Raw genomic sequence first — 25211 nt, forward strand, 5'->3', positions numbered from 1 at the left:
CTCCCCTCAGAAGTCGTACGCGGTGTAGGTCAGGGCGATCGGGTCGGCGCACTCCGCGTCGGCGAAGACCAGGGTGATCTCCTCCTCGGAGGTGCCCCGGGTGCGCAGGTAGATCTCGGCGCCCTTGGTCACCTTGTCGCGGTCGGCCAGCGAGTTGATGTCGACGACATGGCGGCGGGGGCAGTCGGGGAAGGCCCGCAGCCGGGCGAAGTAGCGGGCGAAGTACTCGGCGACGATCAGCGGGCAGCGCGGCACGACATGGGCGTCCTTGACCACGCCGGCGAGCACCTTCGCGTAGCTCCGGGAGCGGAACAGGATCTCGTCGCCCTCGCGGGAGAACGGCGGTGTGAGCTCCGTCCCGCGCGCGGCGTGCTTCATCGCGCGGGCGGCCCGGTTGCGCAGGGTCCGCTCGCGGGTGACCGAGTAGGCGACGCCCGCCGCGGCCGCGGCGGCGTCGAGCGGGCCGAGGTCGAGCACCTCGGGGGCGGGCGAGCCCGGGGCCGGGACCGTACAGACGCCGGTGGAACAGGAGGTGCCGAGGTCGTTGACGATGACGTCGTAGAGCACCTTGTTGCCCCGGTGCAGCCTGCGGGCCACCGCGCCCGTCTCCAGGGCGAGGTCGAAGGAGTTCAGGGAGAAGGCGCCGATCCCGGCGGCGGTCTCGAAGTAGCCGCCGGCGACGAGCACGGCCGAGCGGGTGGTGCGGGAGACGGTCTCCAGGAGGGGCGCGACGCGGGCGGCGCGCTCGGTGCTCAGGGTGGTGGGGCTCATGTCTGGTGCACTCCGTTCTGCTTCGGGGAAGTTCGATCGGACGGTGCTGAGGACGTGCCGGGTACGGGGGCGGGACCGGGTACGGGGTCGGGGGCGGCGCCCGGATCGGGGCCGGTGTCGGCCTCGCGGGCCTTCGCGGAGCTCGCCGCGCCCGCGCCCGTGCCGACCGCCGCGCCCACCACGCAGAGCACGGCGGCCCACTGGAGCGGTGAGAGGTGTTCGCCGAGGAGGGTGAGGCCCACGAGGGCGGCGATGACCGGTTCGACGGTGGAGAGCACCGCGAACACCCGGGGCGGCAGCCGGCGCAGCGCGGCGAACTCCAGCGAGAACGGGATGACCGTGGTCAGCACCGCCACCCCGAGCGCCGCGGCCAGGACGGCCGGTTCGGTGAGCACGGCGAGCGGGGGGAGCCCCAGGGCCGGGGCGGTCGGGAGGGCGAGCACGGCGGCCACGCTCAGGCCGAGGGCGAGCCCCGCGCCGCCCGGGACGGCCCGCCCGACCCGGGCGCCGAGCAGGATGTAGCCGGTCAGGGCGGCGCCGGTGAGCAGGGCGGCGGCGAGCCCGACCGGGTCGTCGAGGCCCCGCGTACCGCCGAGCACGAGCAGTCCGGCCGCCGCGAGCAGCACCCAGAGCCGGTCCAGGGCCCGCCGTGAGGTCAGCGCGGCGAGCAGCAGCGGCCCACTGAACTCCAGGGTGACGACCACGCCCAGCGGGAGCCGGGAGGTGGCCTCGTAGAACGCGAACTGCATCACGGTGAAGACCGCCCCGTACGGCAGCAGCAGCCGCCAGTGGGTGCGCAGCAGCCGGATCGCGGGCCGGGAGAACAGGCAGAGCAGCGCGGCGGAGAACAGCAGCCGCAGCAGGGTGGCGCCGGCCGGGCCGGTCTGCTCGAACAGCGTCTTCGCGAAAGCGGAGCCGAACTGCAGGCTGATCATGCCCGCCAGCAGCAGAAGCGGCGCGGGGGCGGCTCTCGGGTCGTAGCGACGCATGACAGCGGAGTGTATACCCCCCAGGGGTATGAAGCGAGGCGGGTCGGCCCGTCGGCGGGGTGTCGCGAGTGTGACGTCCGTCAAACCGGGCGTGACGCGCGTTACTTCACGGTCACTTGGCGCCCCGGGCCCGCTAATCTCCGCCGAAGAGCCAGAAGTGAACAGTTGTTGAGGGCATAGAGGGGTGGAAGACGTGGCCAGGAAGCTCGCCGTCATCGGGGCCGGACTCATGGGGTCCGGCATCGCGCAGGTCTCGGCCCAGGCGGGCTGGGACGTCGTCCTGCGGGACGTCACCGACGCCGCGCTGACCCGGGGCACCGACACCATCAGGGCCTCGTACGACCGCTTCGTCGCCAAGGGCAAGCTGGACGCCGCCGACGCCGAGGCCGCCCTCGGCCGGATCACCGCGACCACCGAGCTCGAAGCCGTCGCCGACGCCGACATCGTCGTCGAGGCCGTCTTCGAGAAGCTGGAGGTCAAGCACGAGATCTTCCGCGCCCTCGACAAGGTCGCCAAGGACGGCGCCGTGCTCGCCTCCAACACCTCCGCCATCCCGATCACCAAGATCGCCGCGGTGACGGAGCGTCCGGAGGCCGTGGTCGGCACCCACTTCTTCTCGCCGGTCCCGATGATGCAGCTCTGCGAGCTGGTCCGCGGCTACAAGACGAGCGACGCCACCCTCGCCACCGCGCGGGAGTTCGCCGAGTCCGTCGGCAAGACCTGCATCGTCGTCAACCGCGACGTCGCCGGCTTCGTCACCACCCGCCTCATCTCGGCGCTCGTCGTCGAGGCCGCCAAGCTGTACGAGTCGGGCGTGGCCACCGCCGAGGACATCGACATCGCCTGCAAGCTGGGCTTCGGGCACGCGATGGGACCGCTCACCACCACCGACCTCACCGGCGTCGACATCCTCGTCAACGCCACCAGCAACATCTACACCGAGACCCAGGACGAGAAGTTCGCCCCGCCGGAGCTGATGCGCCGGATGGTGGACGCGGGTGACATCGGGCGCAAGAGCGGGCAGGGCTTCTACACGTACTGATTCCGCACGGGGGTCGGTACGGAGTCCGCACAGGGGTCCGACCGTCCCCCGCGCCATCGCCCTCAGGGGTGAATTTCGATATCGGTTCGCTTACAAGGCGCAACGCTTCTGCCGACCCGGCAGTCAGTCGTTGCGAAGACGGGCACACGACGGAGCACTCTCGGGGAGCGCATATGCACATCAGGGGCGACCACGTCGAGCTGGTCGTCGGGGGCCGCCTCGACGTCCGCAGCGCGGCGGACGCCCGTACGGTCCTGCACTCGGCGGTCGACGACGGAGTCGGCGACCTCGTGCTCGACCTGACCGGCCTCGACTCCTGGGACGCCACCGGGCTCGGGGTCATCATGGGCGCCCACCGCAGGGCCGGCCGCTGCGGCCGCCGACTGGTGCTGCGCGGGGTACCGCCCCAGATGCAGCGCCTCCTCGTCGCCACCCGGCTGCACCGCATCCTCGCCATCGAGGGCGGCCTCGCCGCGGAGTCGCTGCCGCGCGTCTGACCCCGCGTCACCCGTGACCGGGATGCCCGTGGGACACCGGCGCACCTGTGAAGCTGTTGTGGAAACCAGGCGTCACGCTCAATCCTCACAAGACCGTGACGTCTTGGTCTCCACGGCACCCCGCCTGTTCCCGGAGCCCGGACAACCGTCTAGGGTCGGCTCTCCTGCACATCGCGCGCCGCTGGGAGCTTGGACCATGGACCCGATCAACCGGGGACCCGAGGAATACGGTCACGAGACCGAGGGCGAGGACGCCGCCCGCCCCGGACACGCCGCACTCGTGCCCGCCTCCACCGCCCCCACCCGGGTCCGCACGACCCGCGTCGTCGCCGGCGGCCTGCTGCTCACCGTCAACCCCGTCGACGGCAGCGAGATAGAGGTCTGCCCGCCCGGTGAACAGCCCCCGGCCCCCCGCCGCCGCACCGCCGAGGAGCGCGCCGAGGCCGCCCGCGCCGCCGCGCCCCCCGTACCGCCGGGTCCCGCCCCCACCGCCCTGCCCCTGCTCGAACGACAGGAACAGCGCGCGCTCCTGGTCGACCACCTCAGCCGGGGCCGCTCCGCCCGCCTGACCGGCCCCGCCGGCTCCGGCCGCAGCACCCTCCTCGCCGCCGTCGCCGCCGACTGCGCGGACATCGCCCCCGACGGCGTCGTCCACCTCTCCGGCCACCACCGCACCCCCACCGAGCTGCTGTACGAGCTCTTCCAGGCCGTCCAGTACGCGCCCGGGTTCCGGCCCGACCGCGAGGAACTCCTCCTGGAGGTGCGCCGCGTCGGCGCCATCGTCCTCGTCGACGACCTGGAGTTCGGCGGCACCGCCCTCGACGAGCTGCTCGCCGCCACCCCCGACTGCGCCTTCCTCTTCGGCGTCACCCCCGACGCCCCCGCCGCCTCCCCCGAGGCGGCACTCGAAGAGGTCGCGCTCACCGGACTCGGCCGCGCCGCCGCCGTCGAGCTCCTGGAGAGCGCCGTCGGCCGCACCCTCACCGAGGAGGAGGCCAACTGGGCCGGCGACCTCTGGTTCGAGTCCGAGGGCCTGCCGCTGCGCTTCGTCCAGGCCGGCGCCCTGCTCCGGCAGCGCGACCGGCTCCGGGTCGCCCCCGCCGAGTTCGACGCCTTCGGCGCCCTGGAGGAGGCGTTCGGGCCCTCCGGCGCCCCCGTCCCCGCGGCCGCCCCGGCCGACGACCCCGACGTCGAGGTCCGCGACGTACCGCTGCCCAGCCTCGGCGAGGGCGCCGCCCCGGCCTCCCTCCTCGCCTCCCGGCTCAGCCGCGCCGCCCAGGACACCCTGCGCTTCGCCGTCGCCCTCGGCGGCGAGGTGCCGCACCAGGCGCACCTGCCCGCCCTGGTCGGCGACACCCACGCCGACGCGGCCCTCGGCGAGCTCATGGGCTGCGGACTGCTCTCCCCGGTCGGCTCCCGCTACCGCCTCGCCGCCGGCGTCCTCACCCAGCTCCTCGCCCAGGGATACGAGGAGGACGCCACCGGCCGCGCCCACACCGTCGCCCAGCACTACGCCTGGTGGGCCGGACACCCCTCCGTCACCCCCGAGCGGGCCACCGCCGAGGCCGACGCGCTGCTCGCCGCCCTCGGCGCGCTCGTCCCCGGCGCCGCCGACGAGCACGCCGCGACCGCCGTCCAGCTCGCCCGCGCCGCCGCGCCCGCCTTCGCCGCGGGCCTCCACTGGGGCGCCTGGGAGCGCGCCCTGCGCAGCGGCCAGGAAGCCGCCCGGCGGGCCGGCGAGGTCGCCGAAGAGGCGTATTTCCACCACGAGTTGGGCATCCTCGCGCTCTGCGCCGGCAGCCTCCAGCGGGCCCGCGCCGAACTGGAGGCGTCCATCGCGCTGCGCGGCGCCCTCGCCGACAAGCGCGGCACCGTCGCCGGCCGCCGCGCCCTCGCGCTCGTCGCCGACCTCACGGGCGAGTCCGCCCCGGTCGAGCCGGCCCCGCCCGCCCCGCCCACCCGCCGCGAGGGCCCGGCCTCGCCGCCCCGCGGCGTCCCGGTGACCGCCCCGCCCGCGGCGAAGCCCGCCTTCCCCGCCCTCGCCGCACCGAGCGACTTCCCGGATTTCCCGGGCTTCTCGGACTCCTCGGGGTTCCCCGCCTTCGCCGGCCCCCCGACGGCCCCCACGGCCGTCGGCCCGATCGCCACGGCCGCCGCCGCGTTCCCGGCGTTCCCCGAGGACGCGCCGACCGTCGTCACCGTCCCGGACGGGGAGCGCGACAAGGGCCGCCCCGGGCTCCGCAAGGGCATCGTCGCCGGCGCCCGCCGCAACCTGGCCGCCGTCGGCGCCGGCGCCCTGCTCGTCGCCGTCCTCGGCACGGTCGTCACCATCGGCGCCACCTCCGGCAACGACGAGCACCCCGCCAACGACCGGGTCACCTCCGACAGCACCGCCGACCAGGGCGACGGCACCGGCGACGGCACCCCGGACGACGACGAGCCCACCGAGGACTCGACCGGCCGCCCCTCGGACCCGGACGCCCCGCGGCCCACCGGCACCGCCACCCCCGGCGGCACCGGATCCGCGGGCACCCCGACGGCCCCCAGCGGCTCCCCGTCCGCGACCGGCAGCGCCACCCCGAGCGGCCCGGCGGCCACGACGGCACCGCCGCAGCCCACGCTGTCGCCGACGCGGACCACCCCGGCCACGAAGCCGCCGACCACCCCGCCGACCACGCCCCCCACGACCCCGCCGACGACGCCGCCGCCCACCGACCCGACGACGACGCCGCCCACCGAGAACCCCAGCGGCTCCGCCTCCGCCTCCCGCTCCGAGTCCGCCCCCGCGGACCCCGGCGGGAACCCGGCCTGACCCGCGGACCCCGCGCACGACGAAGGCCCGGACGCCATGGGGCATCCGGGCCTTTCTCGTACCTGTGTACGGACGGTCAGAACAGGCGCAGCTTGTCGTCCTCGATGCCGCGCAGCGCGTCGTAGTCGAGCACCACGCAGTCGATGCCGCGGTCGTTGGCGAGCACGCGGGCCTGCGGCTTGATCTCCTGGGCCGCGAAGATGCCCTTGACCGGCGCGAGGTGCGGGTCGCGGTTGAGCAGCTCCAGGTAGCGGGTCAGCTGCTCGACGCCGTCGATCTCGCCGCGCCGCTTGATCTCCACCGCGACCGTCGCGCCGTCGGAGTCACGGCACAGGATGTCCACCGGGCCGATCGCCGTCGGGTACTCGCGCCGGACCAGCGTCCAGCCCTCGCCGAGGGTCTCGATGCGGTCCGCGAGCAGCTCCTGGAGGTGCGCCTCGACGCCGTCCTTGATCAGACCGGGGTCGACGCCGAGCTCGTGCGAGGAGTCGTGGAGGATCTCCTCCATCGTGATGATCAGTTTCTCGCCCGCTTTGTTGATCACGGTCCAGATCCCGGCCTCACCGTCCCCGCCGTCGTAGCTCTCCTTCAGCGTGCAGGGAGGCGACATCCAGTTGAGCGGTTTGTAGGCGCGGTCGTCCGCGTGGATGGAGACGCTGCCGTCTGCCTTGACCAGGATCAGACGGGGTGCGGAGGGCAGGTGGGCGGTGAGCCGGCCCGCGTAGTCCACGGAGCAGCGGGCAATGACGAGACGCATGGTCGGCAACGCTACAAGACGGACGCCTTCCGGCGCGATTCGGGCCGTAACGCCCGCCCGGCGCACGCCCAACGACCGTCACTTATTGGCCGGTTGTGTGCCCAATCTCCTGGTGCGGGCAGACCGGCGCGCTTACCGTGGAAGACAGGAGGTCGTCGCCCGTGCACGCTGCGTGCGCGTCGCCGGCCTCTGCCCCTGCCCGCAAGACCCCGCCCGTCGGGGTCGCGAGAGGAGAACCCATGTCGCTCGACGTCTCACCGGCGCTGTTGGAACAGGCCGAGCGAGGCGAGGTCGACGAAGCCGACTTCGTCGACTGCGTCCGGACCTCCCTGCCCTACGCATGGGAGATGATCAGCTCTCTGGTGGCACAGCTGAAGGTCGACGGCGGCGAGTTCGCCGACAACCAGACGCCGCCGCCGGACGAGCAGGCTCGTGGTCAGCTGCTGCGCGCACTGGCGAGCGATGCCATCCGAGGTGCCCTTCAGCGGCACTTCGGGGTGCGTCTCGCCTTCCAGAACTGCCACCGCGTGGCGGTCTTCCCGCTGGACCCGTCCGTGGACGAGCGGCTCGCCCGCTTCACCTCGATCCGGGGCCAGCTGCTCAACCAGTCGCCCGAGCTGCGCGACTGCTGACAAGGTCCGGTGCTGCCGCTCCGCGTCGCGGGAGAGCGAAGAGACGCCGGAGCGGCAGCGCGGTCCCACCCCACCCGTACGCGGGTCAGACCAGCAGGGGCAGCACCTCGGCGCCCAGCCGCCGCACGTTCTCCTCGGTGCCGGCGAGCTCGCCCGAGCCCTCGGCGAGCAGGGCGAAGCGGGTGATCCCGGTCCGCTCGGAGGTCGCCGCCAGCCGGTCCGCCGCCAGCTTCGGCGTGCCCACCGGGTGCAGCCCGCACAGCAGCTCCGTGTACGCCACCGGATCGCGCATCGAGCGCTGCCGCCCGTCCACGGTCACATGAGCGTCAAGACCCTGCTTCAGCCAGCCCGGCATCGCCTTCACCAGCGCCTCCGCCGCGTCCGGCCCCCGGTCGGCGAGCTGGACCACGCCGGCCGAGACGTGCCCGGCGCCGATCCGGGCGATCTCGTCCTCCGCGCGCCCGGCCTCCCGCGCGGCCCGCTCCCAGCAGGCGACCATCTCGGCCTTCTCCTCGTCCCCGCAGTGCATGCCGAGAAGCATCGGCAGCCCCCGCCCGGCGGCCAGCCGCACGCTCGCCGGCGAGGTGCAGGCGAGCACCACCTCGGGCGCGGCCGGTCCGCCGATCAGCTCGCCGGGGCCCGGCACGACGGCCACGTCGCGGAAAGCGAATCGTTCCCCCTGGGCGCCGACCCGGGGCTCGCGCAGCCAGCGGAGCAGCAGGTCCAGCGCTTCGGGGAAGCCCGCCTCGTACGCCGGGAGCCCCGCGCCGAACACCTCCAGGTCCACCCACGGCCCGCCCCGGCCCACCCCGAGGGTGAATCTTCCCCCGGAGGTCACGTGCAGCAGGGCCGCCTGCTCGCCCAGCGCGACCGGGTGGGCGCTCGGCAGCACGCTGACCGCCGTGCCGACCCGCAGCCGGCGGGTGCGCCCGAGGAGCAGCGCGGCCAGGGTGACGGCCGACGGGCAGACCCCGTACGGCACGAAGTGGTGCTCGGCGAGCCAGACGGAGTCGAGCCCCGCCTCCTCGGCCGCCTCGGCGGTCCGTACCGCCCGGTGCAGCGCCTCCTGCTGGCCCTGGCCCGGGAACTGGGCGGCCAGCACGAACGTACCCACGCGCATCGCCTTCTGCCTCCTTGCGGCCCGACGCGTTCTCCCCCTCGCGAACTTCCCCTCGCACCGGCAACAACGTCTGACACGTGCCAAAGGCAACGGGCGTTCATGAAGTTCTTGCGATTTTCGGCTGATCCGCCATGGGTGGGTGCGGGACGACCCCGTCGCGGCCCGTAGGCTGGACGGAACCGTCAGTGTCGTCCACGCACTCGTGAGGTGTCGAAGTGTCCCCGCGCCACAACCGCGCCCGAGGCGGTGCGAATCCCGATCCGCAGGGTGATCCGGGCGACCGGTACGGCGGCTCGCAGCGCAGCGAGAGCTGGCAGGGCGAGGAGTGGTACGTCCGCCACGTCGCCGGCGCGAGCGCGCCCGGCAAGCGCTACCGCTGCCCCGGCTGCGACCAGGAGATCCCCGGCGGCGCCCCGCACGTGGTGGCGTGGCCCGAGTACGGGGGAGTGGACGACCGCAGGCACTGGCACAAGGCCTGCTGGAACGCGAAGGACCGCCGCACCAGCCGGGTGCAGCGGTCCCGCAACGCGCCGAAGTACTGAGCCCGGGGCCGGGCCCCGGACGTCCTGGACGTCCTGGACGTCCTAGACGTCCTTGGTGTTCAGCAGGGCGAACGAGCCGCCCAGCACCACCGCGGTGACGCCCGTCACGATCAGCAGCGGCTCCCAGCCCGCCGGGCCGTTCTCCCCGAAGGGGGCGGCGTCGCTGTACAGCGCGATCATCTGCGAGGGGATCGAGTAGGTGAACAGGAACTCCTGCACCGACTTCAGCGCCTCGGAGAACATGAACATGGCCACGACCAGCGGCAGCAGCAGCAGACCGATCATCACCGTGATCGCGCCGGCCGAGTGCCGGATGATCGTGCCCACCGCCAGCGACAGCAGTCCGAGCATGGCGAGGTAGCCGCCCGCCCCGACCGTCGCGCGCAGCCACTCGGCCGCGGTCGGCGTCGCCGCCGTGTCCACGAGGGCGACCTGCGCGGCGCCCACCAGCGCCGCCACCACGGTGGTGACCGTGAAGACCAGCAGGAAGAAGACGATCGCCTTCGCCGTGAGCACCCGGGCCCGGCTCGGGCAGGCCGTCAGGGTGGTACGGATCATGCCCGTGCCGTACTCGGAGGCGATGGTCAGGACGCCGAGCGTGATCACGCAGATCGAGGCCGGCAGCATCCCGAAGAAGCCGAAGCCGAGCGCGGACTCCTCGCCCATCGGGGCGTTCGACGCCGAGGCGATGGCCGCGACGCCCAGGCCGATGCCCACCATCAGCAGCACCATGACCCCCAGCGTCCACATCGTGGAGCGCACCGAGCGGATCTTCGTCCACTCGGAGGCCAGCGCGTCGCCGAGGTGCGCCCGGCGGACCGGGATGGGGGAGACGTAGGCGTGCGGGGTCGTCATCGGGCGTCCTCGGGGTTCTGGCCCTGCTGCGGGTTCTGCGGGGTGGCGTACGGGTTCTGCCCGGGCGGCGGCGGGGCGTACCAGCCCTGCTGCGGCACCTCGGGGACCGGGTACCCCTCCGGCTGCGGCGGATGCCCGTACGGCGGCTGCGGCTGCGGCGCCTGGAGGTGGGCCAGCCGGTCGTCGGTCGAGCGGTAGTCGACGGCGCCCTGCGTCATCCGCATGTACGCCTCCTCCAGCGAGGCCTGGTGCGGGGAGAGCTCCCACAGGCGCACGTCCGCGCCGTGCGCCAGGTCGCTGATCCGGGGCAGCGGGAGCCCGGTGACGCGCAGCGCGCCGTCCGGCTCCGGCAGCACCTGGCCGCCGGCCTCGGTGAGCACCGTGGTCAGCTTCTCCCGGTGCAGCGGCTCCGTCCCGGAGGTGCGGACCCGGGCGAAGTCGGCGGAGTTCGCCGAGATGAAGTCCGTCACGCTCATGTCGGCGAGCAGCTGTCCGCGGCCGATCACGATCAGGTGGTCGGCGGTCAGCGCCATCTCGCTCATCAGATGGCTGGAGACGAAGACCGTCCGGCCCTCGGAGGCCAGCTTCTTCATCAGGTTGCGGACCCAGAGGATGCCCTCGGGGTCCAGTCCGTTGACCGGCTCGTCGAAGAGCAGCACCTGCGGGTCGCCGAGGAGCGCCGCCGCGATGCCGAGGCGCTGCCCCATGCCCAGCGAGAAGCCCTTGGAGCGGCGCCGTGCGACGTCCTGGAGGCCCACGACCCCGAGCACCTCGTCGACCCGCCGGGCCGGGATGCCGGCGAGCTGGGCGAGCGACAGGAGGTGGCTGCGGGCGCTGCGTCCGCCGTGCACGGCCTTCGCGTCGAGCAGCGCGCCGACCTGCCGCGGTGCGTTCGGCAGCTGCCGGAAGGGGTGGCCGCCGATCGTCACGTGGCCGGCGGACGGTGTGTCCAGGCCGAGGATCATGCGCATGGTCGTGGACTTGCCCGAGCCGTTGGGGCCCAGGAAGCCGGTGACATGGCCGGGCCTCACCTGGAAGGAAAGGTTGTACACGGCCGTCTTGGCGCCGTAGCGCTTCGTCAGGCCGACTGCCTCGATCATTCTCCAGCCCCATCGACAGGTCAGGTCGTCGTCGGGGCGTGGTGGCCGCTGGCCGGAGCCCCCCGTATGAGCTAGGAGCTTAACCAGCCGTTGACGGTTCCGGCGAAGCGGAACCGTGACGTTCCCGTAAGGAGCGGGCGGCTACGCGTCCCGGTTCTTCAGCACCAGGTAGCCGCCGAGCAGCGCCGCCGCCACCCAGACCAGCATGATCCCGAGCCCGGCCCACGGGCCGTACGGCGCCGCGTCCGAGCCCATCGCGTCCGGCACGACCTGCATGATCTTGGAGCCGGCCTGGTCGGGGAAGTAGCGGGCGACCTCCTTGGCCTTCGGCACCGCCGACAGGATCTGGGAGATCAGGAAGAAGAACGGCACCAGGATGCCGAGCGACAGCATCGAGGAGCGCAGCATCGTCGCCACGCCCATCGAGAAGATCGCGATCAGGCCCATGTAGAGGCCGCCGCCGACCACCGCCCGCAGCACGTTGTCCGCGCCCAGCGTGGTGCGGTGGTCGCCGAGCAGCGCCTGGCCGAGGAAGAAGGACAGGAAGCTGGTCGCGAGGCCCACCAGCAGGGCGAGACCGCCGGCCACGGCGATCTTCGAGAAGAGGAAGGTGGCCCGCTGCGGAACGGCCGCCAGCGAGGTGCGGATCATGCCCGAGGAGTACTCGGTGCCGACCACCAGGACGCCGAAGACCACCATCGCCAGCTGCCCGAGCACCATCCCGGAGAAGCTGAGGAACGTGGGGTCGAAGGTCGCGCGCTCGACGTCGGACAGCTTGGCGTACTGGGAGCTCATCAGCGCGCACAGCGCCGCGCTCATCGCCACCGTCACCAGCAGGGCGCAGGCCAGCGTCCACACCGTCGACGAAACCGTCCGGATCTTGGTCCACTCCGACTGGAGGACCGCGGATGCCGCTGCCATGGATCAGGCTCCCTCGAAGCTCTCGCCCCAGCGGGGCCCGTCGACCGGGGCGTGCGGCACGCCACCGCCACCGTGTACGTCCGTCCCGTGCGCGTGGTACTCCACCGCGCCCGCCGTCATCTGCATGAACGCTTCTTCGAGCGAGGCGCGCTGGGAGCTCAGCTCGTGCAGCACGATCTGGTGGGAGGCCGCGAGCTCGCCCAGCTTCTCGGTCGTCGTCCCGTCGACCTCCAGCGTCCCGGCGCCCGCCTCGACGGCGACGAATCCGTTGGCGTGCAGCAGATCCCGCAGGCGTTCCTGCTGCGGGGAGCGCAGCCGTACGTAACTCCGGGAATTCTGCTGGATGAAATCCGCCATCGACGTGTCGGCCAGCAGCCTTCCCTGGCCGATGACGATGAGGTGATCCGCCGTCAGCGCCATTTCACTCATGAGATGGCTCGAAACGAAGATCGTCCGGCCCTCCGCCGCGAGTGCCTTCATCAGATTGCGGATCCAGTGAATTCCCTCGGGGTCCAGACCATTGACGGGTTCGTCGAACATCAGGATCTCGGGATCCCCGAGCAACGCCGAGGCGATACCGAGCCGTTGGCCCATGCCGAGCGAGAAACCCTTCGACTTCTTCCGCGCGACCGCCGTCAGACCGACCAGGTCGAGCACCTCGCCGACCCGCTGCTCCGGGATCCGGTTCGCCTGGGCCAGACACAGCAGGTTGTTGTACGCCGAGCGGCCGCCGTGCATCGCCTTGGCGTCGAGGAGGGCCCCGATGTACTTCAGGGGCTCCTGGAGCTCCCGGTAGTGCCTGCCGTCGATCCGGACCGTCCCGCTCGTCGGGTTGTCCAGGTCCAGCATCATCCGCATCGTGGTCGACTTGCCCGCCCCGTTCGGCCCCAGGAACCCGGTGACCACCCCGGGCCGCACGGTGAAGCTGAGACGGTCGACCGCGAGCTTCGACCCGTACCGCTTGGTGAGGCCCTGCAGCTCGATCATGCGTATCAACCTACGGGCACGCGAAACCCCCCGCCACCGGAATGACAGGGGGTTTTCGGGAACTCCTGACGGCCCCCGGGAGGACCGCCGGCGACTAGCGGGACTGCTGGGCGGGAACGCCCGCGGTCCGCTCGTCGTCGATCGGGGAGCCGGCCGCGGCCACCGCGGCACCGGTCAGCGTGGCCAGCATCTCGCGGACGTTGGTCAGCTGCGCGTTGATCGAGTCGCGGCGGTTCGTCAGCGCCGCCAGCTCGCGCTCCGATTCGCTGCGGATCCGGTCGGCCTTGGCGTTCGCGTCGGCCACGATGTCCTCGGCCTGGCGCTGCGCGGTCTCCACCGTCTGACGGGCCCGGCGCTCCGCGTCCGTGCGCAGCTTCTCGGCCTCCAGGCGCAGCTGCTCCGCGCGGTGCTCGATCTCGGCCAGACGCTTCTCGGCCTTCTGCTGACGCGCGGCCAGGTCCCGCTCCGACTGCTCGCGGCGCTTGGCCAGGTTGGTCTCGAAGTCCGCGGCGGCCTGGGCGGCCTTGGCGCGGGTCTCCTCGAAGAGGGCGTCCGCCTCCTCGCGCTTCGACTGCGCGTCCTTCTGCGCCTCGGAACGCAGCGAGTTGGCCTCGCCCTGCGCCTTCTCGACGATCCGGACGCCCTCGTCCTCGGCCTTCGACTTGCGCTCGGCCGCGAAGGACTCCGCGTCGTTGCGCACCTGCTGGGCGGCCGACTCGGCCAGCTCGCGGTGCTGCTCGGCGGCGCGGCGGGCCTCCTCACGCAGGTCCTTCGCCTCCTCCTCGGCCAGCCGGAGGATCTTCTCGACGCGCGCGCCGAGACCGGCGTACGACGGCTCGGCGTCGCTGACCTGGGCCTGGGCGTTCTGCGTTTCGAGGTGCAGTTCCTCGATGCGCTTTTCCAGGGAGGTGATCCGGGACAGGGCGCTGTCACGGTCGGCGACGAGCTTGGTAATGCGGTCGTCCACCTGACCGCGGTCGTAACCACGCCGCACGAGCTCGAAGCCGAAGGGGGAGGATGTGTCGCTCATGAGGTTCCTGTCGAAAGAGACCGGTGAGGTGTTAGAGGGAATCCTAGGGGCCGAAGCGGCGTGTCATCGAGCGTATGCCCGTTTGATCTGGAGAATGTCCAGCCTTTTGAGTGGCTAGCTCTCCGAGGACTTGCCACTCGAACGAGTGGACCCCGTGGACGCACCCGCCTTGACCGTCTGGGCGCCACCGGACTTCGCCCCTCCGCCGGGCGCCTCGAAAGACTCCAACGCTTCGAGGACGTCCTGGACACGGGAGATCTCGGCATTGATGCTCTCGCGCCGGCGCACCAGCACCTCCAGCTCGCGCTTGCCCTCGTCGACGGTCCGCTCGGCCTCGAGCTCCGCCTCCGCCTTGATCTTCTCCGCCTCCGCGACGAGCGAGGCCTTCTTCTGCTCGGCCTCCTTGAGGAGCGCCTCCGCCCGCTTCACCGCCGCGATGCGCACCTTGCTGGCCTCGGAACTCGCCTCGGAGAGCATCTCCTTGGACTTCTCCTCGGCCTCCGCCCGCTGCTCGGTCGCCGCCCGCACCAGCTTGTCCACGCGCTCGCCGGCCGTCCTCATCTGCTCGGACGTCTCGTGCCGGGCCCGCTCGTGCAGCTCCTCGATCTCGCCCTCGACCCGGGTGCGCAGCTCCTCCGCGCGGTCCCTTATGGCGGTGGCGTCGCTGCGCGCCCCGATCAGCAGCTCGTCCGCGTCGGTACGGGCCTTCTCCACCAGCGAGTTGCCCTCGATGGTCGCCTCGGCGGCGATCCGCTCGGCCTCCTTGCGGGCCGCGCCGACCATGGTGTCCGCCTGCGTCTCCGCCTCGGTGGTGGCGCGCAGCGCCTCCTCCTGGGCCTTCGCCATCAGCTGGTCGGCCTGCTCGGCCGCGTCCGCGCGCTTCTTCGCGCCGGCCTCACGGGCCTCGTCGAGCGTCCGGTCGGCCTCGGCGCGCGCCTCGGAGCGCATCTCCTCGGCCGCCGCCTCGGCGTCCGCCCTGACCCGCTCCGACTCGACGCGGATCCGCTCGGCCTCCGCCGTCGCCTCGGCGACGAGGGTGTCGGCCTGCTCGGCCGCGTCCGAGCGGCGCTTGTCGGCGGCCTGCCGGGCCTCGTCCAGAACCTGCTCGCCGTCGGCGCGGGCCGCGGCGCGCAGCGCCTCCGCCTCCGCCTCGCCGTCGGCCTTGACCTGCTCGGCCTCGGTACGGAGCCGGGCCGCGTCCTGCTCGGTGCTCTCCAGGAGCTCGGCGGCCTCCGTGGTGATCCGCTCGGCCTCCGCCGAAGCCTCGGCGATCAGGGCGTCGGCCTGCTCGGCCGCGTCGGAGCGGCGCTTGTCGGCGGCCTTCCGGGCCTCGTCCAGGATCCGGTCGGCGTCCTCCAGGGCGGCCGTCCGCAGCGCCTGGGCGTGCGCCTCGCCGTCCACCTTGACCTGCTCGGCCTCGGTGCGCAGCCGGGCCGCGTCCTGCTCGGTGCTCTCCAGGAGCTCGGCGGCCTCCGTGGTGATCCGCTCGGCCTCCGCCGAAGCCTCGGCGACCAGGGCGTCGGCCTGCTCGGCCGCGTCGGAACGCCGCTTGTCGGCGGCCTGTCGGGCCTCGTCGAGGACCTGCTCGGCCTCGGTGGCGATCCGCTCGGCCTCCGCCGTCGCCTCGCCCACCAGGGTGTCTGCCTGCTCGGCCGCGTCGGAACGCCGCTTGTCGGCCGCCTGTCGGGCCTCGTCGAGGACCTGCTCGGCTTCCGTGGCGATCCGCTCGGCCTCCGCCGTCGCCTCGCCCACCAGGGTGTCTGCCTGCTCGGCCGCGTCGGAACGCCGCTTGTCCGCGGCCTGTCGGGCCTCGTCCAGGACCTGCTCGGCCTCGGCGCCGATCCGCTCGGCCTGCGTGCGGGCCTCGCCGACCACCGTCTCCGACTGGGCCGCCGCCTCCGAACGGATCCGGTTGGCGTCGTCGCGGGCGTCCGCACGGGTGCGGGCCGCGTCCTGCTCGGCCGAGGCCAGCGCGTCCGTCGCCTCGGTCCGTACCCGCTGCGCGTACTCCGCGGTGTCCGCCCGCAGCTTCTCCGCCTCGGCGAGCGCGTCCGTCACCGTCCGCTCGGCCAGCGCCTTCGCCGCCTCGGACTCCTCCTGCGCGCGCGCACGGGTGCGGTTCGCGTCCTCGGTGGCCCGCTCCCGCTCCTCGTACGCGTCGGTGCGGACCCGGTCCGCCTCCTCCTGCGCCTCGGTACGGGTGCGCTCCGCCACGTGCTCGGCGGTGCTGCGCAGCCCGGCGATCTCCTCCTCGGCGCTCTCGCGCAGCCCAGCCACCGAGTCCCGCACGTCCTGCGCGGTCTGCTCGGCGGCGGACACCATCTCGGTGGCGCGGGCGTCGGCCTCCTCGACCAGCCGGTGCGCCTCGGTCTGGGCCTCCTCCACCCGCGTGCGGGCGGAGGCCAGCAGGTCCTCGCTCCGCTCCCGGGCGAGCTCGCGCTCCCGGCCGGCCTCGGTACGTGCCGAGTCCAGGGTCTCCTCGGCCTCCCGGCGACGCCGGTTGGCCTCCTCCTGCGCGGCGGACAGTGCCTCCGCGGCCTCGGCGGCGACCCGCTCGGCGGCGGACGCGGCCTCGGCCCGTACCCGGTCGGCGGTCTCCTGCGCCTCGGACCTCAGCCGCTCGGCCTCGGTCCCGGCCTCCTCGCGCAGCGTCGTCGCGGCGGACTCCGCCTCGGAACGCGCCGTCGACGCGTCCTGCGAGGCCTCCGCGCGCAGCCGCTCGGCCTCCTCCTCGGCCTGGGCCTGGAGCGTACGGATCCGCTCGGCGGCCTCCGTGCGCAGCCGCTCGGCCTCCTCGGCGGCCTCCCGCCGGATCCGCTCGCCCTCGGCCCGCGCGCCGGTCAGCTCCTCACCGGCGGCCGACAGCTTCGTCTCCGCCTCGGTGTGCAGCCGGGTCAGCTCGGCAGCGGCCTCGGCCTGCCGTGCCGCGGCGGCCCGCTCGGCCTCGTCGCGCAGGGCGACGGCGATCTCCTCGGCCGCCTCCTTGACCGCGTCGGCCTGCTCCTCCGCCTCGGCCCGCATCCGCTCGGCCTCGGCGCGGGTGCGCTCCAGCGTCTCCTCGGCCTGGGTGCGCAGGGTCTGCGCCCGCTCCATGGCCTCGCCGCGGACCCGCTCGCTCTCGGCGCCCGCGCTCGTCCGCTGCTCCTCCGCGTCGGTCCGCGCCTTGGTCAGCAGCGCCTCGGCGGTCTTCGCGGCCTCCTCGATCTGGCCGACGGCCTCGCGCCGGGCCTCGCCGCGGATCCGCTCGCCCTCGGCGATCGCCTCGGCCCGCAGCTGCTCGGCCTCGCCGCGCAGCCGGCGCGCCTCCTCCTGCAGCTCGACCGTCTTGGCGCGGTACTCCTGGGTGTCGTCCTTCGCCGAGCCCAGCAGCTCGTCGGCCTGCTCCTCGGCGGTGGACCGCAGCCGGTCCGCCTCGGTCTCGGCCTCGCGACGGATCCGCTCGGCCTCCTCGGCCGCCTTGCGGGTGGTCTCCTGGGCGTTCTCCGACGCCTTGGTCAGGACCTCCTCGGCGGTCCGCGCGGCCTTGGCGAGCGCGGCGGCGGAGTCCTCGGCGGCCACCGTACGGGCCTTCTCCGAGGCCTCCGAGACCAGCTTCTCGGCGGCGGCGGTGGCCTCGCGCAGCTTCTCCCCGGCCTGCTCCTTGAGGGCCTCGGCCTCCTTGGTGGCCTCGCCGACCAGGCGCGCGATCTCCGCCTTCGCGGTCCGGGTGCGCTGCTCGTTGACCGACTCGGCCGAGGCGATCTGCTTCGCCGCCGCGTCCTTGGCCTCGCCGAGCGCCCGCTCGGCCTCCGTACGGGCCTCGCGCAGCCGCTCCTCGGCCTCCTGGACGCGCTGCTCCGCGGCCCTGGACAGCTCGGCGGCCTCGCGGCGGGCCTGCTCCGTCTCCGCGGTGGTGGCCGAGCGCAGCTGCTCGGCGTGGCTGGTGGCCTCCTGCGCCTGGCTGGAGGCGGCGCCGAGCATCCGCTCGGCGTCCTTGCGGGCACGCAGCAGAATCGCTTCGGCCTCGGCACGGGCCGACTCGGCCTCGGAACCGATCCGGCGGCGGGTCTCCTCGGCGACCCGGACCGCCTCGGCGCGCGCGGCGGCCAGCGACTGCTCGGCCTCGGCGCGGGACTCCTCCATCAGCCGGCGGGCCTGCGACTCCGTACGGGCCCGCAGCTGCTCGGCCCACGCCACGTTCTCGTTGACGTGCGACTCGACGGTCTGGCGGCGCTCGTTCAGTTCCTGGTCGAGCTGCTGACGACGGGTGACGGCCTCGGTGTGCAGCTCCGACTGGAGCCGGGCCTGCTGCTCCGCGTGCTCCTGAAGGATCCGCTGGGTCTGGGCGCGCGCCTCGCGCAACTCCCGCTCGGCGTCCTGGCGCAGCTGCTCCGCCTGCGCCTGCGCGTTGCGCAGCATCTGCTCGGCCTGATAGCCGATGTCCGCGCTGTCGTAGGCGGGCCGGGACGCGATGGTGCGGCGCGCCTCGTGCAGCTTGGCGCGCAACACCTCGACCTGGTAGCCGAGGTCCTCGGCGTGCTGGACGGCCTTCTCCCGCTCGGTCTTCAGCCGGTCCATCTCGGCTTCGAACCGCGAGAGATGGTCGTCTTCAGCTCGCTGGCTCTCCTGGCGTTCGTAGCCCCGCACTGCGCGGTCCATCCTTCCCCGAGCTCTTCGAGCAGGGGAGACCCCAACCCTGGTCGCAACTCCAGCGATCACGCCCTCACGGACGAGGGCGGACCCCCGGGGAATCGTGGCAGATCGGACGACCCCGACATCCCGACTTCGGACCCGTGCGCGCACGGCTCCGACCGGCCCCGGCCCGGAGTCGCCCACTCTACCGGGCCGGGAATCCGGAGGTCAGTGCTCCGCTGAGGAGTGGTCAGCCGAGGGCTTCGCCGAGGTGACCAGTTCCGTCAGGACGCCGTGGCAGTCCTTGGGGTGGAGGAAGGTGATGCGGGAGCCCATGGAGCCGATCCGCGGCTCGTCGTAGAGCACCCGGACGCCCTTGGAACGGATGGCCTCCGCGTCCGCGTCCACGTCCGCGGTGCCGAAGGCGATGTGGTGCACGCCCTCGCCGTTCTTGGCGAGCCACTTGCCCACCGCCGAGTCCTCCCGGGTCGGCTCCAGGAGCTGGAGGTAGGAGGCCCCGCCGTCCGAGGTCTCGTTGATCTTGAGCATGGCCTCGCGGACGCCCTGCTCCTCGTTGACCTCTTCGTGGAAGACCTCGAAACCGTAGGTGGCCCGGTAGAACGCGACGGTCTCGTCGAGGTTCCGGCAGGCGATTCCGATGTGGTCGATTCGCGTCAGCATTCCTCCAGTGCAGCGCCGTCCGGATGGTTACGCAACGTGCGCGCGATCACACCGGCAGGCCGGTGACCCGGCGCGGCACCGCTCAGTACATTGGCGGTAAACCCTCGTTCACTCCTCATCCCAAGGGGCTGTGCCTCATGTCTGGAACGACCGGTACCACCTCAGTGATCGTCGCGGGCGCCCGCACGCCCATGGGTCGCCTGCTCGGCTCGCTCAAGTCCTTCTCGGGCGCCGATCTCGGCGGTTTCGCGATCAAGGCCGCCCTGGACCGCGCCGGCATCGGCGGCGACCAGGTGCAGTACGTGATCATGGGCCAGGTGCTCCAGGCGGGCGCCGGCCAGATCCCCGCCCGCCAGGCCGCCGTCAAGGCCGGCATCCCGATGAACGTCCCGGCCCTCACCATCAACAAGGTGTGTCTCTCCGGTCTCGACGCCATCGCGCTCGCCGACCAGCTGATCCGCGCGGGCGAGTTCGACATCGTCGTCGCCGGCGGCCAGGAGTCGATGACCAACGCCCCGCACCTGCTGCCGAAGTCCCGCGAGGGCTACAAGTACGGCGCCATCGAGATGCTCGACGCCATGGCGTACGACGGTCTGACCGACGCCTTCGAGAACATCGCCATGGGCGAGTCGACCGAGAAGCACAACACCCGCCTGGGCATCCCGCGCGACGTCCAGGACGAGATCGCCGCCCTCTCGCACCAGCGCGCCGCCGCCGCCCAGAAGAACGGCGTCTTCGAGGCCGAGATCACCCCGGTCGAGATCCCGCAGCGCAAGGGCGAGCCGGTCGTCTTCTCCCAGGACGAGGGCATCCGCGCCGAGACCACCGCCGAGTCCCTCGGCAAGCTGCGCCCGGCCTTCGCCAAGGACGGCACCATCACCGCCGGCACCTCCTCGCAGATCTCCGACGGCGCCGCCGCCGTGGTCGTCATGAGCAAGGCCAAGGCCGAGGAGCTGGGCCTGGAGTGGATCGCCGAGATCGGCGCCCACGGCAACGTGGCCGGCCCGGACAACTCGCTCCAGTCGCAGCCGTCCAACGCGATCCTGCACGCCCTGAAGAAGGAGGGCCTGGAGGTCGCCGACCTGGACCTCATCGAGATCAACGAGGCCTTCGCCGCGGTCGCCCACCAGTCAATGAAGGACCTCGGCGTCACCCCTGAAAAGGTGAACGTCAACGGTGGCGCCATCGCGCTGGGTCACCCGATCGGCATGTCCGGCGCCCGTGTGGTGCTGCACCTGGCCCTGGAGCTCAAGCGCCGCGGCGGCGGTGTCGGCGCGGCCGCGCTGTGCGGCGGCGGCGGCCAGGGCGATGCCCTGATCGTGCGCGTCCCCGGCGTTTCCGGCAAGTAAGTCACCCACGCAAGGAGCACCGCTGATGGTGGACGTCCCCGCTCTGGTCGCCCAGGCACGGGAGGGCCGGCCGCGTGCCGTGGCCCGGCTGATCTCGCTCGTGGAGGGGGCGTCCCCGCAGCTGCGCGAGGTCATGGCGGCGCTCGCGCCGCTCACCGGCAACGCGTACGTGGTGGGCCTGACCGGCTCGCCCGGCGTCGGCAAGTCGACCTCGACCTCGGCGCTGGTCGGCGCGTACCGCCGGGCGGGCAGGCGGGTCGGCGTCCTCGCCGTCGACCCGTCCTCGCCGTTCAGCGGCGGCGCGCTCCTCGGCGACCGGGTGCGGATGTCGGAGCACGCCTCCGACCCGGGCGTCTACATCCGCTCGATGGCCACCCGCGGGCACCTGGGCGGCCTCGCCTGGTCCGCCCCGCAGGCCATCCGGGTGCTGGACGCGGCCGGCTGCGAGGTGATCCTCGTGGAGACGGTCGGCGTCGGCCAGTCGGAGGTGGAGATCGCCTCCCAGGCCGACACCTCCGTGGTGCTGCTCGCCCCGGGCATGGGCGACGGCATCCAGGCCGCCAAGGCGGGCATCCTGGAGATCGGCGACGTGTACGTGGTCAACAAGGCCGACCGGGACGGCGCCGACGCCACGGCCCGCGAGCTCAACCACATGCTGAGCCTCGGCGAGGCCCGCGCGGCCGGCGACTGGCGCCCGCCGATCGTCAAGACCGTCGCCGCGCGCGGCGAGGGCGTCGACGAGGTCGTGGAGGCGCTGGAGAAGCACCGCGCCTGGATGGAGGAGCACGGCGTCCTGGCCGAGCGCCGCCGGGCCCGCGCGGCGCGCGAGGTGGAGACCATCACCATCACGGCGCTGCGCGAGCGGATCGGCGACCTGCACGGCGACCGCCGCCTGGACGCGCTCGCGGAGCGCGTCGCGGCCGGCGGCCTCGACCCGTACGCGGCCTCCGACGAGCTGATCGCGAGCCTGACGGGCCACTGAGCGCGCCCACGGGACCACGGGAAGGGCCCGGCACCTGTCACCAGGTGCCGGGCCCTTCCCGTACGCGTACGCGGTCCTACGGCTTGCCTCTCCGTCCGCGCAGCTGCTCGGCGACGGGCTTGAGCGACTCGTGGAGGTCGGTCAGCGCGGCCGGGCTCAGCAGGTCGATGAAGTGCTTGCGGACGGACTCCACGTGGTGCGGGGCTACCTTGCGCATGGTCTCCATGCCGTGGTCGGTGAGCACCGCGTACAGACCGCGCCGGTCCGACTCGCAGTTCTCGCGGCGCACCAGCCCGGCGTTCTCCATCCGGGTGATCTGGTGCGAGAGCCGGCTCTTGGACTGGAGCGTCGCCGCCGCCAGGTCGCTCATCCGCAGCCGCCGGTCCGCCGACTCGGACAGATTCACCAGAATCTCGTAGTCGTTCATGGTCAGGCCGAAGGGCTGGAGGTCCTTCTCCATCTGGTACGTCAGCATCCTGTTGACGTCGAGGTAGGTGCGCCAGGCGCACTGCTCGCCGTCGGTGAGCCAGGGGGTGGCCGTCTCGGTCTCCATATATGGATTCTACCTAAGAAGTTGAAAACTTGACGAAGTGGGAAGGTGTGACGCCGGGCACCCGGACCCGGCCCCCGAGCCCCGGTCGACGGGCGCAGACGTTCGAGGACGTCACACTCCGCAGACTACCGCTCACAGGCCGAAGCGACGCTGGAGGTCTCCCAGCTGTCCGGGAAGGCGCGGTACCTGGCCGAGCGGGCCCTGGCCGGAACCGGGTGCCCCGTGGCCGCCCGGTACGCCCGGCTGGGCCCCCGGCTCGCCGATGGCCCGCTCCGGCATGAGCAGCTCCGTCGACTGGAGCAGGACCGTGCCCGCGCCGACGAACTCGAACTGGTGCTCCTCGCCCGAGGTGCCGCCCAGGCCCGTCAGGGCCCGTACGCCGCCCATGACGCCCGTCAGGTAGCCGTGGTCGTAATGGTGGCAGGGGGAGGGGCAGTCGGCCCAGCCGACCAGGGCCTGGGGGTCGACGCGGAGCGGGGGCTCCATGAAGACCACCGGGCCGTTGGAGGCGGCGACGAACTTGCCGGTGCCGATGAGGGTGACGAAACCCGGCACGATCGACTGCTTGAGGGCCAGCGTCGGCTGGTAGGCGAGCAGATTGCCCGAGCGGATCGTCAGGTTGCCCTCGTCGAGGTCGTACGAGTTCACGTCGAAGGCCCGGTCGGCGAGGAGCATCTTGCCGCTGCCCTCGGCCACCACCCAGTCGCTCGCGTGCAGCGGCGAGTGGAAGGAGGTGCGGACCAGCCGGTCGAGCCGGCCGTGGCCGATGCCGTTGAACTCGATGCGCCCGTAGTAGGCGATCATCTTGCCCTTCTGCAGGAACCACTGGGAGCCCTTGAGCTCCACGCAGAAGGTGTACGGGTTGACGTTGTCGTCGGACGGGAGGGAGTGCGGGTCGAGGGCGACGGGCCCTCCGGACGCGGGGGTGTTCACAGCTTCTCCTCCGAGGCCTGGACGTACACCGCGCCGCTGCCGCTCAGCTCCAGCTGGAACGCCTCGCCCGAGCCGCGGCCCACCATGTCGCGCCAGCCCAGCGCGGTGGACAGCTTGTTGCGGACGTCGCCGTGGTGGGCGACGTAGGCCTGCGGGTCCACGTGGACCGGGCGGCCGGGGGTGATGGGGAGCTCGATGACGCCGCCGTGCGCCATGACGGCGACCGCGCCGTGACCGCGCAGGGTGGTGGTGAACAGGCCCTGCCCGCTGACCTGGCCGCGGACAATGCCCATGACGCCGCCCTGGGAGCCCAGGAACATCGTGCCCTGCTCCAGCGTGCCGTCGAAGGCGAGGAGCCGGTCGGCCTCGACGTACAGGGTGTCGCCGGTGAGGCCGATGACCTGGATGTGGTGGCCGCCGTGGCCGAACATCACGGTGCCGCTGCCCTCGACGGTCATCAGGGGCGTCGCCTCGCCGGCCACCCGGCGGCCGATCATCGACATCAGGCCGCCCTGGCCGCCGGCGATGTTCGGCGTGAAAGTGACGTCGCCTCGGTACGCGAGCATCGCGCCGCGCTGGCTGAAGAGCCGCTGGCCCGGGAGCACCGTGGCCTCGACCATCTTGGAGTTGATCTCGCGGAAGGGCATCAGACGTCGCCCCCGATCGTGTTGCGCTCGCTGGGCTGCACGTAGACGAGCCCGTCGCCCTCGAAGCGGATCTGGAAGGCCTCGCCGCCGCCCTCGCCCATCAGGGTGCGGAAGGTCACACCCGACTGGAGGTGCTGCTGGAGGTTGCCCTGGTGGGCGATGTACGCGCCGGGGTCGACGTTCAGCGGGTACTGCGGGGTCACCCGGAGCACGACCGCGGGGCCGTCGGACATGATCGCGGCCTGGCCGGTGCCCTCGACGGTCGTCGTGAACAGGCCGTTGCCGGTCGCCCCGCCGCGCAGGCCGGTGAAGGTGGTGCCGGTGCGCAGGCCGGCGTCGGTGCAGAGCAGGTTGCTGGACTCGACGTACAGCTTGTCGCCGTGCAGCTGGACGAGGTTGATCTCGGAGGCGCGGTCGGCGAACCAGCAGGTGCCCTGCCCGCGGACCTCCATCACCTCCATCTGCTCGCCGGTGAGCCGGCGGGTCACCATGCCGCGCAGGCCCTCGCCGCCGCCGGACATCTTCTTGAACGCCATCTGGCCGTCGTAGGCGACCATCGAGCCGTTCTTCGCCTTCACGGCGTCGCCGGTCATGGACACGGCGAGCACTTTGCTGCCTTGGAGTCGGAACGTTGCCACGGGGGTGAAGGTACTTGCCCCCCGCCTAAAGGGACAGCAAAGTCCCCGTGCACAATGGAACGGCCCTTGTGCATCCGTTCACAAGATCGAACGAAGGTGACCCCCGCCGTGGACATCAAGACCGCCTCCTCCCTGCACCGGCTCCGGCTCGTCTCGGCCCCCGAGGCCGTGTCGTTCCTGCTGCTGCTCGTCTGCTCCGTGCTCAAGCGCACGACGGACTTCAACGCGGTGCCGGTGATGGGTGCGATCCACGGCATCCTCTTCGTCCTCTACGTGCTCTTCTGGCTGGACGCCTGGAACCGCACCAAGTGGAGCTTCGGCACGGCCGCCCTCTACTTCCTCCTCTCCGTGCTCCCGCTCGGCGGCTTCTTCGCCGAGCGCAAGCTCAAGCGCGAGGCCGAGGCCGCCGTCCTGGCCTCCCGCGCCCGCCGCGAGGGCGTGGTGAACGCGTGATCGTCGCCTTCTCCGTGACCCCCCTCGGTGTGGGGGAGGAGGTCGGCGAGTACGTCGCCGACGCCGTCCGGGTCGTCCGCGAGTCCGGCCTGCCGAACCGCACCGACGCGATGTTCACGTCCGTCGAGGGCGAGTGGGACGAGGTGATGGACGTCGTGAAGCGTGCCGTCGCCGCCGTGGAGGCGCGGGCGCCGCGCGTCTCGGTCGTCCTGAAGGCGGACATCCGGCCGGGTGTCACCGACGGTCTGACCGCCAAGGTCGAGACGGTGGAGCGACACCTCGGAGCCTGAGGCCGCCCTTTTGCGAACA

24 protein-coding genes are annotated in these 25211 nt (G+C 72.7%); 9 read left to right on the forward strand and 15 right to left on the reverse strand.

Features of this window, described 5'->3' with window-relative positions; genetic code table 11:
* Positions 1-6 precede the first annotated feature (6 nt).
* The gene (locus tag AB0Q96_RS30030) at positions 7-771 is read right to left on the reverse strand and encodes a hypothetical protein (protein WP_365330862.1); all 765 of its coding nucleotides are present in this window, start codon (positions 769-771) and stop codon (positions 7-9) included.
* On the reverse strand, positions 768-1760 hold the full coding sequence (locus AB0Q96_RS30035; RefSeq protein ID WP_365330864.1) for an EamA family transporter: 993 nt from the start codon (positions 1758-1760) through the stop codon (positions 768-770). The genes AB0Q96_RS30030 and AB0Q96_RS30035 overlap by 4 nt, the downstream gene beginning before the upstream one ends.
* A gap of 193 nt (positions 1761-1953) precedes the next feature.
* On the opposite strand from AB0Q96_RS30035, the gene AB0Q96_RS30040 reads away from it, so the two are divergent.
* The 3 genes from AB0Q96_RS30040 to AB0Q96_RS30050 all read left to right on the forward strand — a co-directional run bounded on the left by AB0Q96_RS30040 (position 1954) and on the right by AB0Q96_RS30050 (position 6111).
* The gene (locus AB0Q96_RS30040) at positions 1954-2802 is read left to right on the forward strand and encodes a 3-hydroxyacyl-CoA dehydrogenase family protein (protein ID WP_365330865.1); all 849 of its coding nucleotides are present in this window, start codon (positions 1954-1956) and stop codon (positions 2800-2802) included.
* Between the two features lie 173 nt (positions 2803-2975).
* Positions 2976-3299, forward strand: coding sequence for an STAS domain-containing protein (locus tag AB0Q96_RS30045; protein WP_024761898.1), 324 nt, complete (start codon positions 2976-2978; stop codon positions 3297-3299).
* 196 nt (positions 3300-3495) lie between these two features.
* On the forward strand, positions 3496-6111 hold the full coding sequence (locus AB0Q96_RS30050) for an ATP-binding protein (RefSeq protein ID WP_365330867.1): 2616 nt from the start codon (positions 3496-3498) through the stop codon (positions 6109-6111).
* A 76-nt stretch (positions 6112-6187) separates the two neighbouring features.
* Here the strand turns inward: AB0Q96_RS30050 and nucS are convergent, their stop codons facing one another.
* Complete coding sequence (gene nucS, locus AB0Q96_RS30055; protein ID WP_365330869.1) at positions 6188-6868, reverse strand: endonuclease NucS; 681 nt, start codon at positions 6866-6868, stop codon at positions 6188-6190.
* A gap of 239 nt (positions 6869-7107) precedes the next feature.
* On the opposite strand from nucS, the gene AB0Q96_RS30060 reads away from it, so the two are divergent.
* Positions 7108-7500 (forward strand): SCO5389 family protein, encoded by a 393-nt coding sequence (locus AB0Q96_RS30060; protein ID WP_351666312.1) that lies wholly within the window; start codon positions 7108-7110, stop codon positions 7498-7500.
* An 85-nt stretch (positions 7501-7585) separates the two neighbouring features.
* On the opposite strand, the gene AB0Q96_RS30065 is transcribed toward AB0Q96_RS30060, so the two are convergent.
* A complete protein-coding gene (locus tag AB0Q96_RS30065; protein ID WP_365330871.1) occupies positions 7586-8620 on the reverse strand; it encodes an LLM class flavin-dependent oxidoreductase in 1035 nt (344 codons plus the stop codon).
* Positions 8621-8835: 215 nt separating this feature from the next.
* Between AB0Q96_RS30065 and AB0Q96_RS30070 the strand changes: the two genes are divergently transcribed.
* Entirely contained in the window at positions 8836-9162 is a 327-nt protein-coding gene (locus AB0Q96_RS30070) for an ATP/GTP-binding protein (protein ID WP_365330873.1), read from the forward strand.
* Positions 9163-9204: 42 nt separating this feature from the next.
* Here the strand turns inward: AB0Q96_RS30070 and AB0Q96_RS30075 are convergent, their stop codons facing one another.
* The 7 genes from AB0Q96_RS30075 to mce form a co-directional block, all read right to left on the reverse strand.
* On the reverse strand, positions 9205-10017 hold the full coding sequence (locus AB0Q96_RS30075) for an ABC transporter permease (protein WP_365330875.1): 813 nt from the start codon (positions 10015-10017) through the stop codon (positions 9205-9207).
* The gene (locus tag AB0Q96_RS30080; RefSeq protein WP_365330876.1) at positions 10014-11117 is read right to left on the reverse strand and encodes an ATP-binding cassette domain-containing protein; all 1104 of its coding nucleotides are present in this window, start codon (positions 11115-11117) and stop codon (positions 10014-10016) included. The genes AB0Q96_RS30075 and AB0Q96_RS30080 overlap by 4 nt, the downstream gene beginning before the upstream one ends.
* 141 nt (positions 11118-11258) lie before the next feature.
* Entirely contained in the window at positions 11259-12038 is a 780-nt protein-coding gene (locus AB0Q96_RS30085; RefSeq protein ID WP_365330878.1) for an ABC transporter permease, read from the reverse strand.
* Between the two features lie 3 nt (positions 12039-12041).
* Positions 12042-13025: an ATP-binding cassette domain-containing protein gene (locus tag AB0Q96_RS30090; RefSeq protein ID WP_365330880.1), complete on the reverse strand. Its 984-nt coding sequence runs from the start codon at positions 13023-13025 to the stop codon at positions 12042-12044.
* A 94-nt stretch (positions 13026-13119) separates the two neighbouring features.
* On the reverse strand, positions 13120-14055 hold the full coding sequence (locus AB0Q96_RS30095; RefSeq protein ID WP_365330882.1) for a cellulose-binding protein: 936 nt from the start codon (positions 14053-14055) through the stop codon (positions 13120-13122).
* Between the two features lie 114 nt (positions 14056-14169).
* A complete protein-coding gene (gene scy, locus AB0Q96_RS30100; protein WP_365330934.1) occupies positions 14170-18681 on the reverse strand; it encodes a polarized growth protein Scy in 4512 nt (1503 codons plus the stop codon).
* 213 nt (positions 18682-18894) lie between these two features.
* Positions 18895-19347, reverse strand: a complete 453-nt coding sequence (gene mce / locus AB0Q96_RS30105; RefSeq protein WP_365330884.1) for a methylmalonyl-CoA epimerase — start codon at positions 19345-19347, stop codon at positions 18895-18897.
* Between the two features lie 137 nt (positions 19348-19484).
* On the opposite strand from mce, the gene AB0Q96_RS30110 reads away from it, so the two are divergent.
* Together AB0Q96_RS30110 and meaB are read left to right on the forward strand one after the other, a co-directional pair.
* Positions 19485-20696 (forward strand): acetyl-CoA C-acetyltransferase, encoded by a 1212-nt coding sequence (locus tag AB0Q96_RS30110; RefSeq protein ID WP_329424275.1) that lies wholly within the window; start codon positions 19485-19487, stop codon positions 20694-20696.
* Between the two features lie 25 nt (positions 20697-20721).
* Complete coding sequence (gene meaB, locus AB0Q96_RS30115; protein ID WP_365330885.1) at positions 20722-21678, forward strand: methylmalonyl Co-A mutase-associated GTPase MeaB; 957 nt, start codon at positions 20722-20724, stop codon at positions 21676-21678.
* A gap of 76 nt (positions 21679-21754) precedes the next feature.
* On the opposite strand, the gene AB0Q96_RS30120 is transcribed toward meaB, so the two are convergent.
* The 4 genes from AB0Q96_RS30120 to AB0Q96_RS30135 all read right to left on the reverse strand — a co-directional run bounded on the left by AB0Q96_RS30120 (position 21755) and on the right by AB0Q96_RS30135 (position 24449).
* On the reverse strand, positions 21755-22231 hold the full coding sequence (locus AB0Q96_RS30120; RefSeq protein WP_365330887.1) for a MarR family transcriptional regulator: 477 nt from the start codon (positions 22229-22231) through the stop codon (positions 21755-21757).
* Between the two features lie 132 nt (positions 22232-22363).
* Complete coding sequence (locus tag AB0Q96_RS30125; RefSeq protein ID WP_365330889.1) at positions 22364-23164, reverse strand: AIM24 family protein; 801 nt, start codon at positions 23162-23164, stop codon at positions 22364-22366.
* Complete coding sequence (locus AB0Q96_RS30130) at positions 23161-23811, reverse strand: AIM24 family protein (RefSeq protein WP_365330891.1); 651 nt, start codon at positions 23809-23811, stop codon at positions 23161-23163. The genes AB0Q96_RS30125 and AB0Q96_RS30130 overlap by 4 nt, the downstream gene beginning before the upstream one ends.
* On the reverse strand, positions 23811-24449 hold the full coding sequence (locus tag AB0Q96_RS30135; protein WP_365330893.1) for an AIM24 family protein: 639 nt from the start codon (positions 24447-24449) through the stop codon (positions 23811-23813). The genes AB0Q96_RS30130 and AB0Q96_RS30135 overlap by 1 nt, the downstream gene beginning before the upstream one ends.
* Before the next feature lie 108 nt (positions 24450-24557).
* On the opposite strand from AB0Q96_RS30135, the gene AB0Q96_RS30140 reads away from it, so the two are divergent.
* A complete protein-coding gene (locus AB0Q96_RS30140; protein ID WP_365330894.1) occupies positions 24558-24902 on the forward strand; it encodes a DUF3817 domain-containing protein in 345 nt (114 codons plus the stop codon).
* On the forward strand, positions 24899-25192 hold the full coding sequence (locus tag AB0Q96_RS30145) for an MTH1187 family thiamine-binding protein (RefSeq protein ID WP_365330896.1): 294 nt from the start codon (positions 24899-24901) through the stop codon (positions 25190-25192). Before AB0Q96_RS30140 ends, AB0Q96_RS30145 begins: the two co-directional genes overlap by 4 nt.
* Positions 25193-25211 lie beyond the last annotated feature (19 nt).

The organism is Streptomyces sp. NPDC093111 (assembly GCF_040683955.1).
Classification (GTDB): domain Bacteria; phylum Actinomycetota; class Actinomycetes; order Streptomycetales; family Streptomycetaceae; genus Streptomyces.

What these genes read in the sequence shown, in the direction of transcription:
- AB0Q96_RS30030 (WP_365330862.1), bottom strand. Translation starts at nt 771, where the DNA reads ATGAGCCCCACCACCCTGAGCACCGAGCGCGCCGCCCGCGTCGCGCCC.
- AB0Q96_RS30035 (WP_365330864.1), bottom strand. Translation starts at nt 1,760, where the DNA reads ATGCGTCGCTACGACCCGAGAGCCGCCCCCGCGCCGCTTCTGCTGCTG.
- AB0Q96_RS30045 (WP_024761898.1), top strand. Translation starts at nt 2,976, where the DNA reads ATGCACATCAGGGGCGACCACGTCGAGCTGGTCGTCGGGGGCCGCCTC.
- AB0Q96_RS30050 (WP_365330867.1), top strand. Translation starts at nt 3,496, where the DNA reads ATGGACCCGATCAACCGGGGACCCGAGGAATACGGTCACGAGACCGAG.
- nucS (WP_365330869.1), bottom strand. Translation starts at nt 6,868, where the DNA reads ATGCGTCTCGTCATTGCCCGCTGCTCCGTGGACTACGCGGGCCGGCTC.
- AB0Q96_RS30060 (WP_351666312.1), top strand. Translation starts at nt 7,108, where the DNA reads ATGTCGCTCGACGTCTCACCGGCGCTGTTGGAACAGGCCGAGCGAGGC.
- AB0Q96_RS30065 (WP_365330871.1), bottom strand. Translation starts at nt 8,620, where the DNA reads ATGCGCGTGGGTACGTTCGTGCTGGCCGCCCAGTTCCCGGGCCAGGGC.
- AB0Q96_RS30075 (WP_365330875.1), bottom strand. Translation starts at nt 10,017, where the DNA reads ATGACGACCCCGCACGCCTACGTCTCCCCCATCCCGGTCCGCCGGGCG.
- AB0Q96_RS30080 (WP_365330876.1), bottom strand. Translation starts at nt 11,117, where the DNA reads ATGATCGAGGCAGTCGGCCTGACGAAGCGCTACGGCGCCAAGACGGCC.
- AB0Q96_RS30085 (WP_365330878.1), bottom strand. Translation starts at nt 12,038, where the DNA reads ATGGCAGCGGCATCCGCGGTCCTCCAGTCGGAGTGGACCAAGATCCGG.
- AB0Q96_RS30090 (WP_365330880.1), bottom strand. Translation starts at nt 13,025, where the DNA reads ATGATCGAGCTGCAGGGCCTCACCAAGCGGTACGGGTCGAAGCTCGCG.
- AB0Q96_RS30095 (WP_365330882.1), bottom strand. Translation starts at nt 14,055, where the DNA reads ATGAGCGACACATCCTCCCCCTTCGGCTTCGAGCTCGTGCGGCGTGGT.
- mce (WP_365330884.1), bottom strand. Translation starts at nt 19,347, where the DNA reads ATGCTGACGCGAATCGACCACATCGGAATCGCCTGCCGGAACCTCGAC.
- AB0Q96_RS30110 (WP_329424275.1), top strand. Translation starts at nt 19,485, where the DNA reads ATGTCTGGAACGACCGGTACCACCTCAGTGATCGTCGCGGGCGCCCGC.
- meaB (WP_365330885.1), top strand. Translation starts at nt 20,722, where the DNA reads ATGGTGGACGTCCCCGCTCTGGTCGCCCAGGCACGGGAGGGCCGGCCG.
- AB0Q96_RS30120 (WP_365330887.1), bottom strand. Translation starts at nt 22,231, where the DNA reads ATGGAGACCGAGACGGCCACCCCCTGGCTCACCGACGGCGAGCAGTGC.
- AB0Q96_RS30130 (WP_365330891.1), bottom strand. Translation starts at nt 23,811, where the DNA reads ATGCCCTTCCGCGAGATCAACTCCAAGATGGTCGAGGCCACGGTGCTC.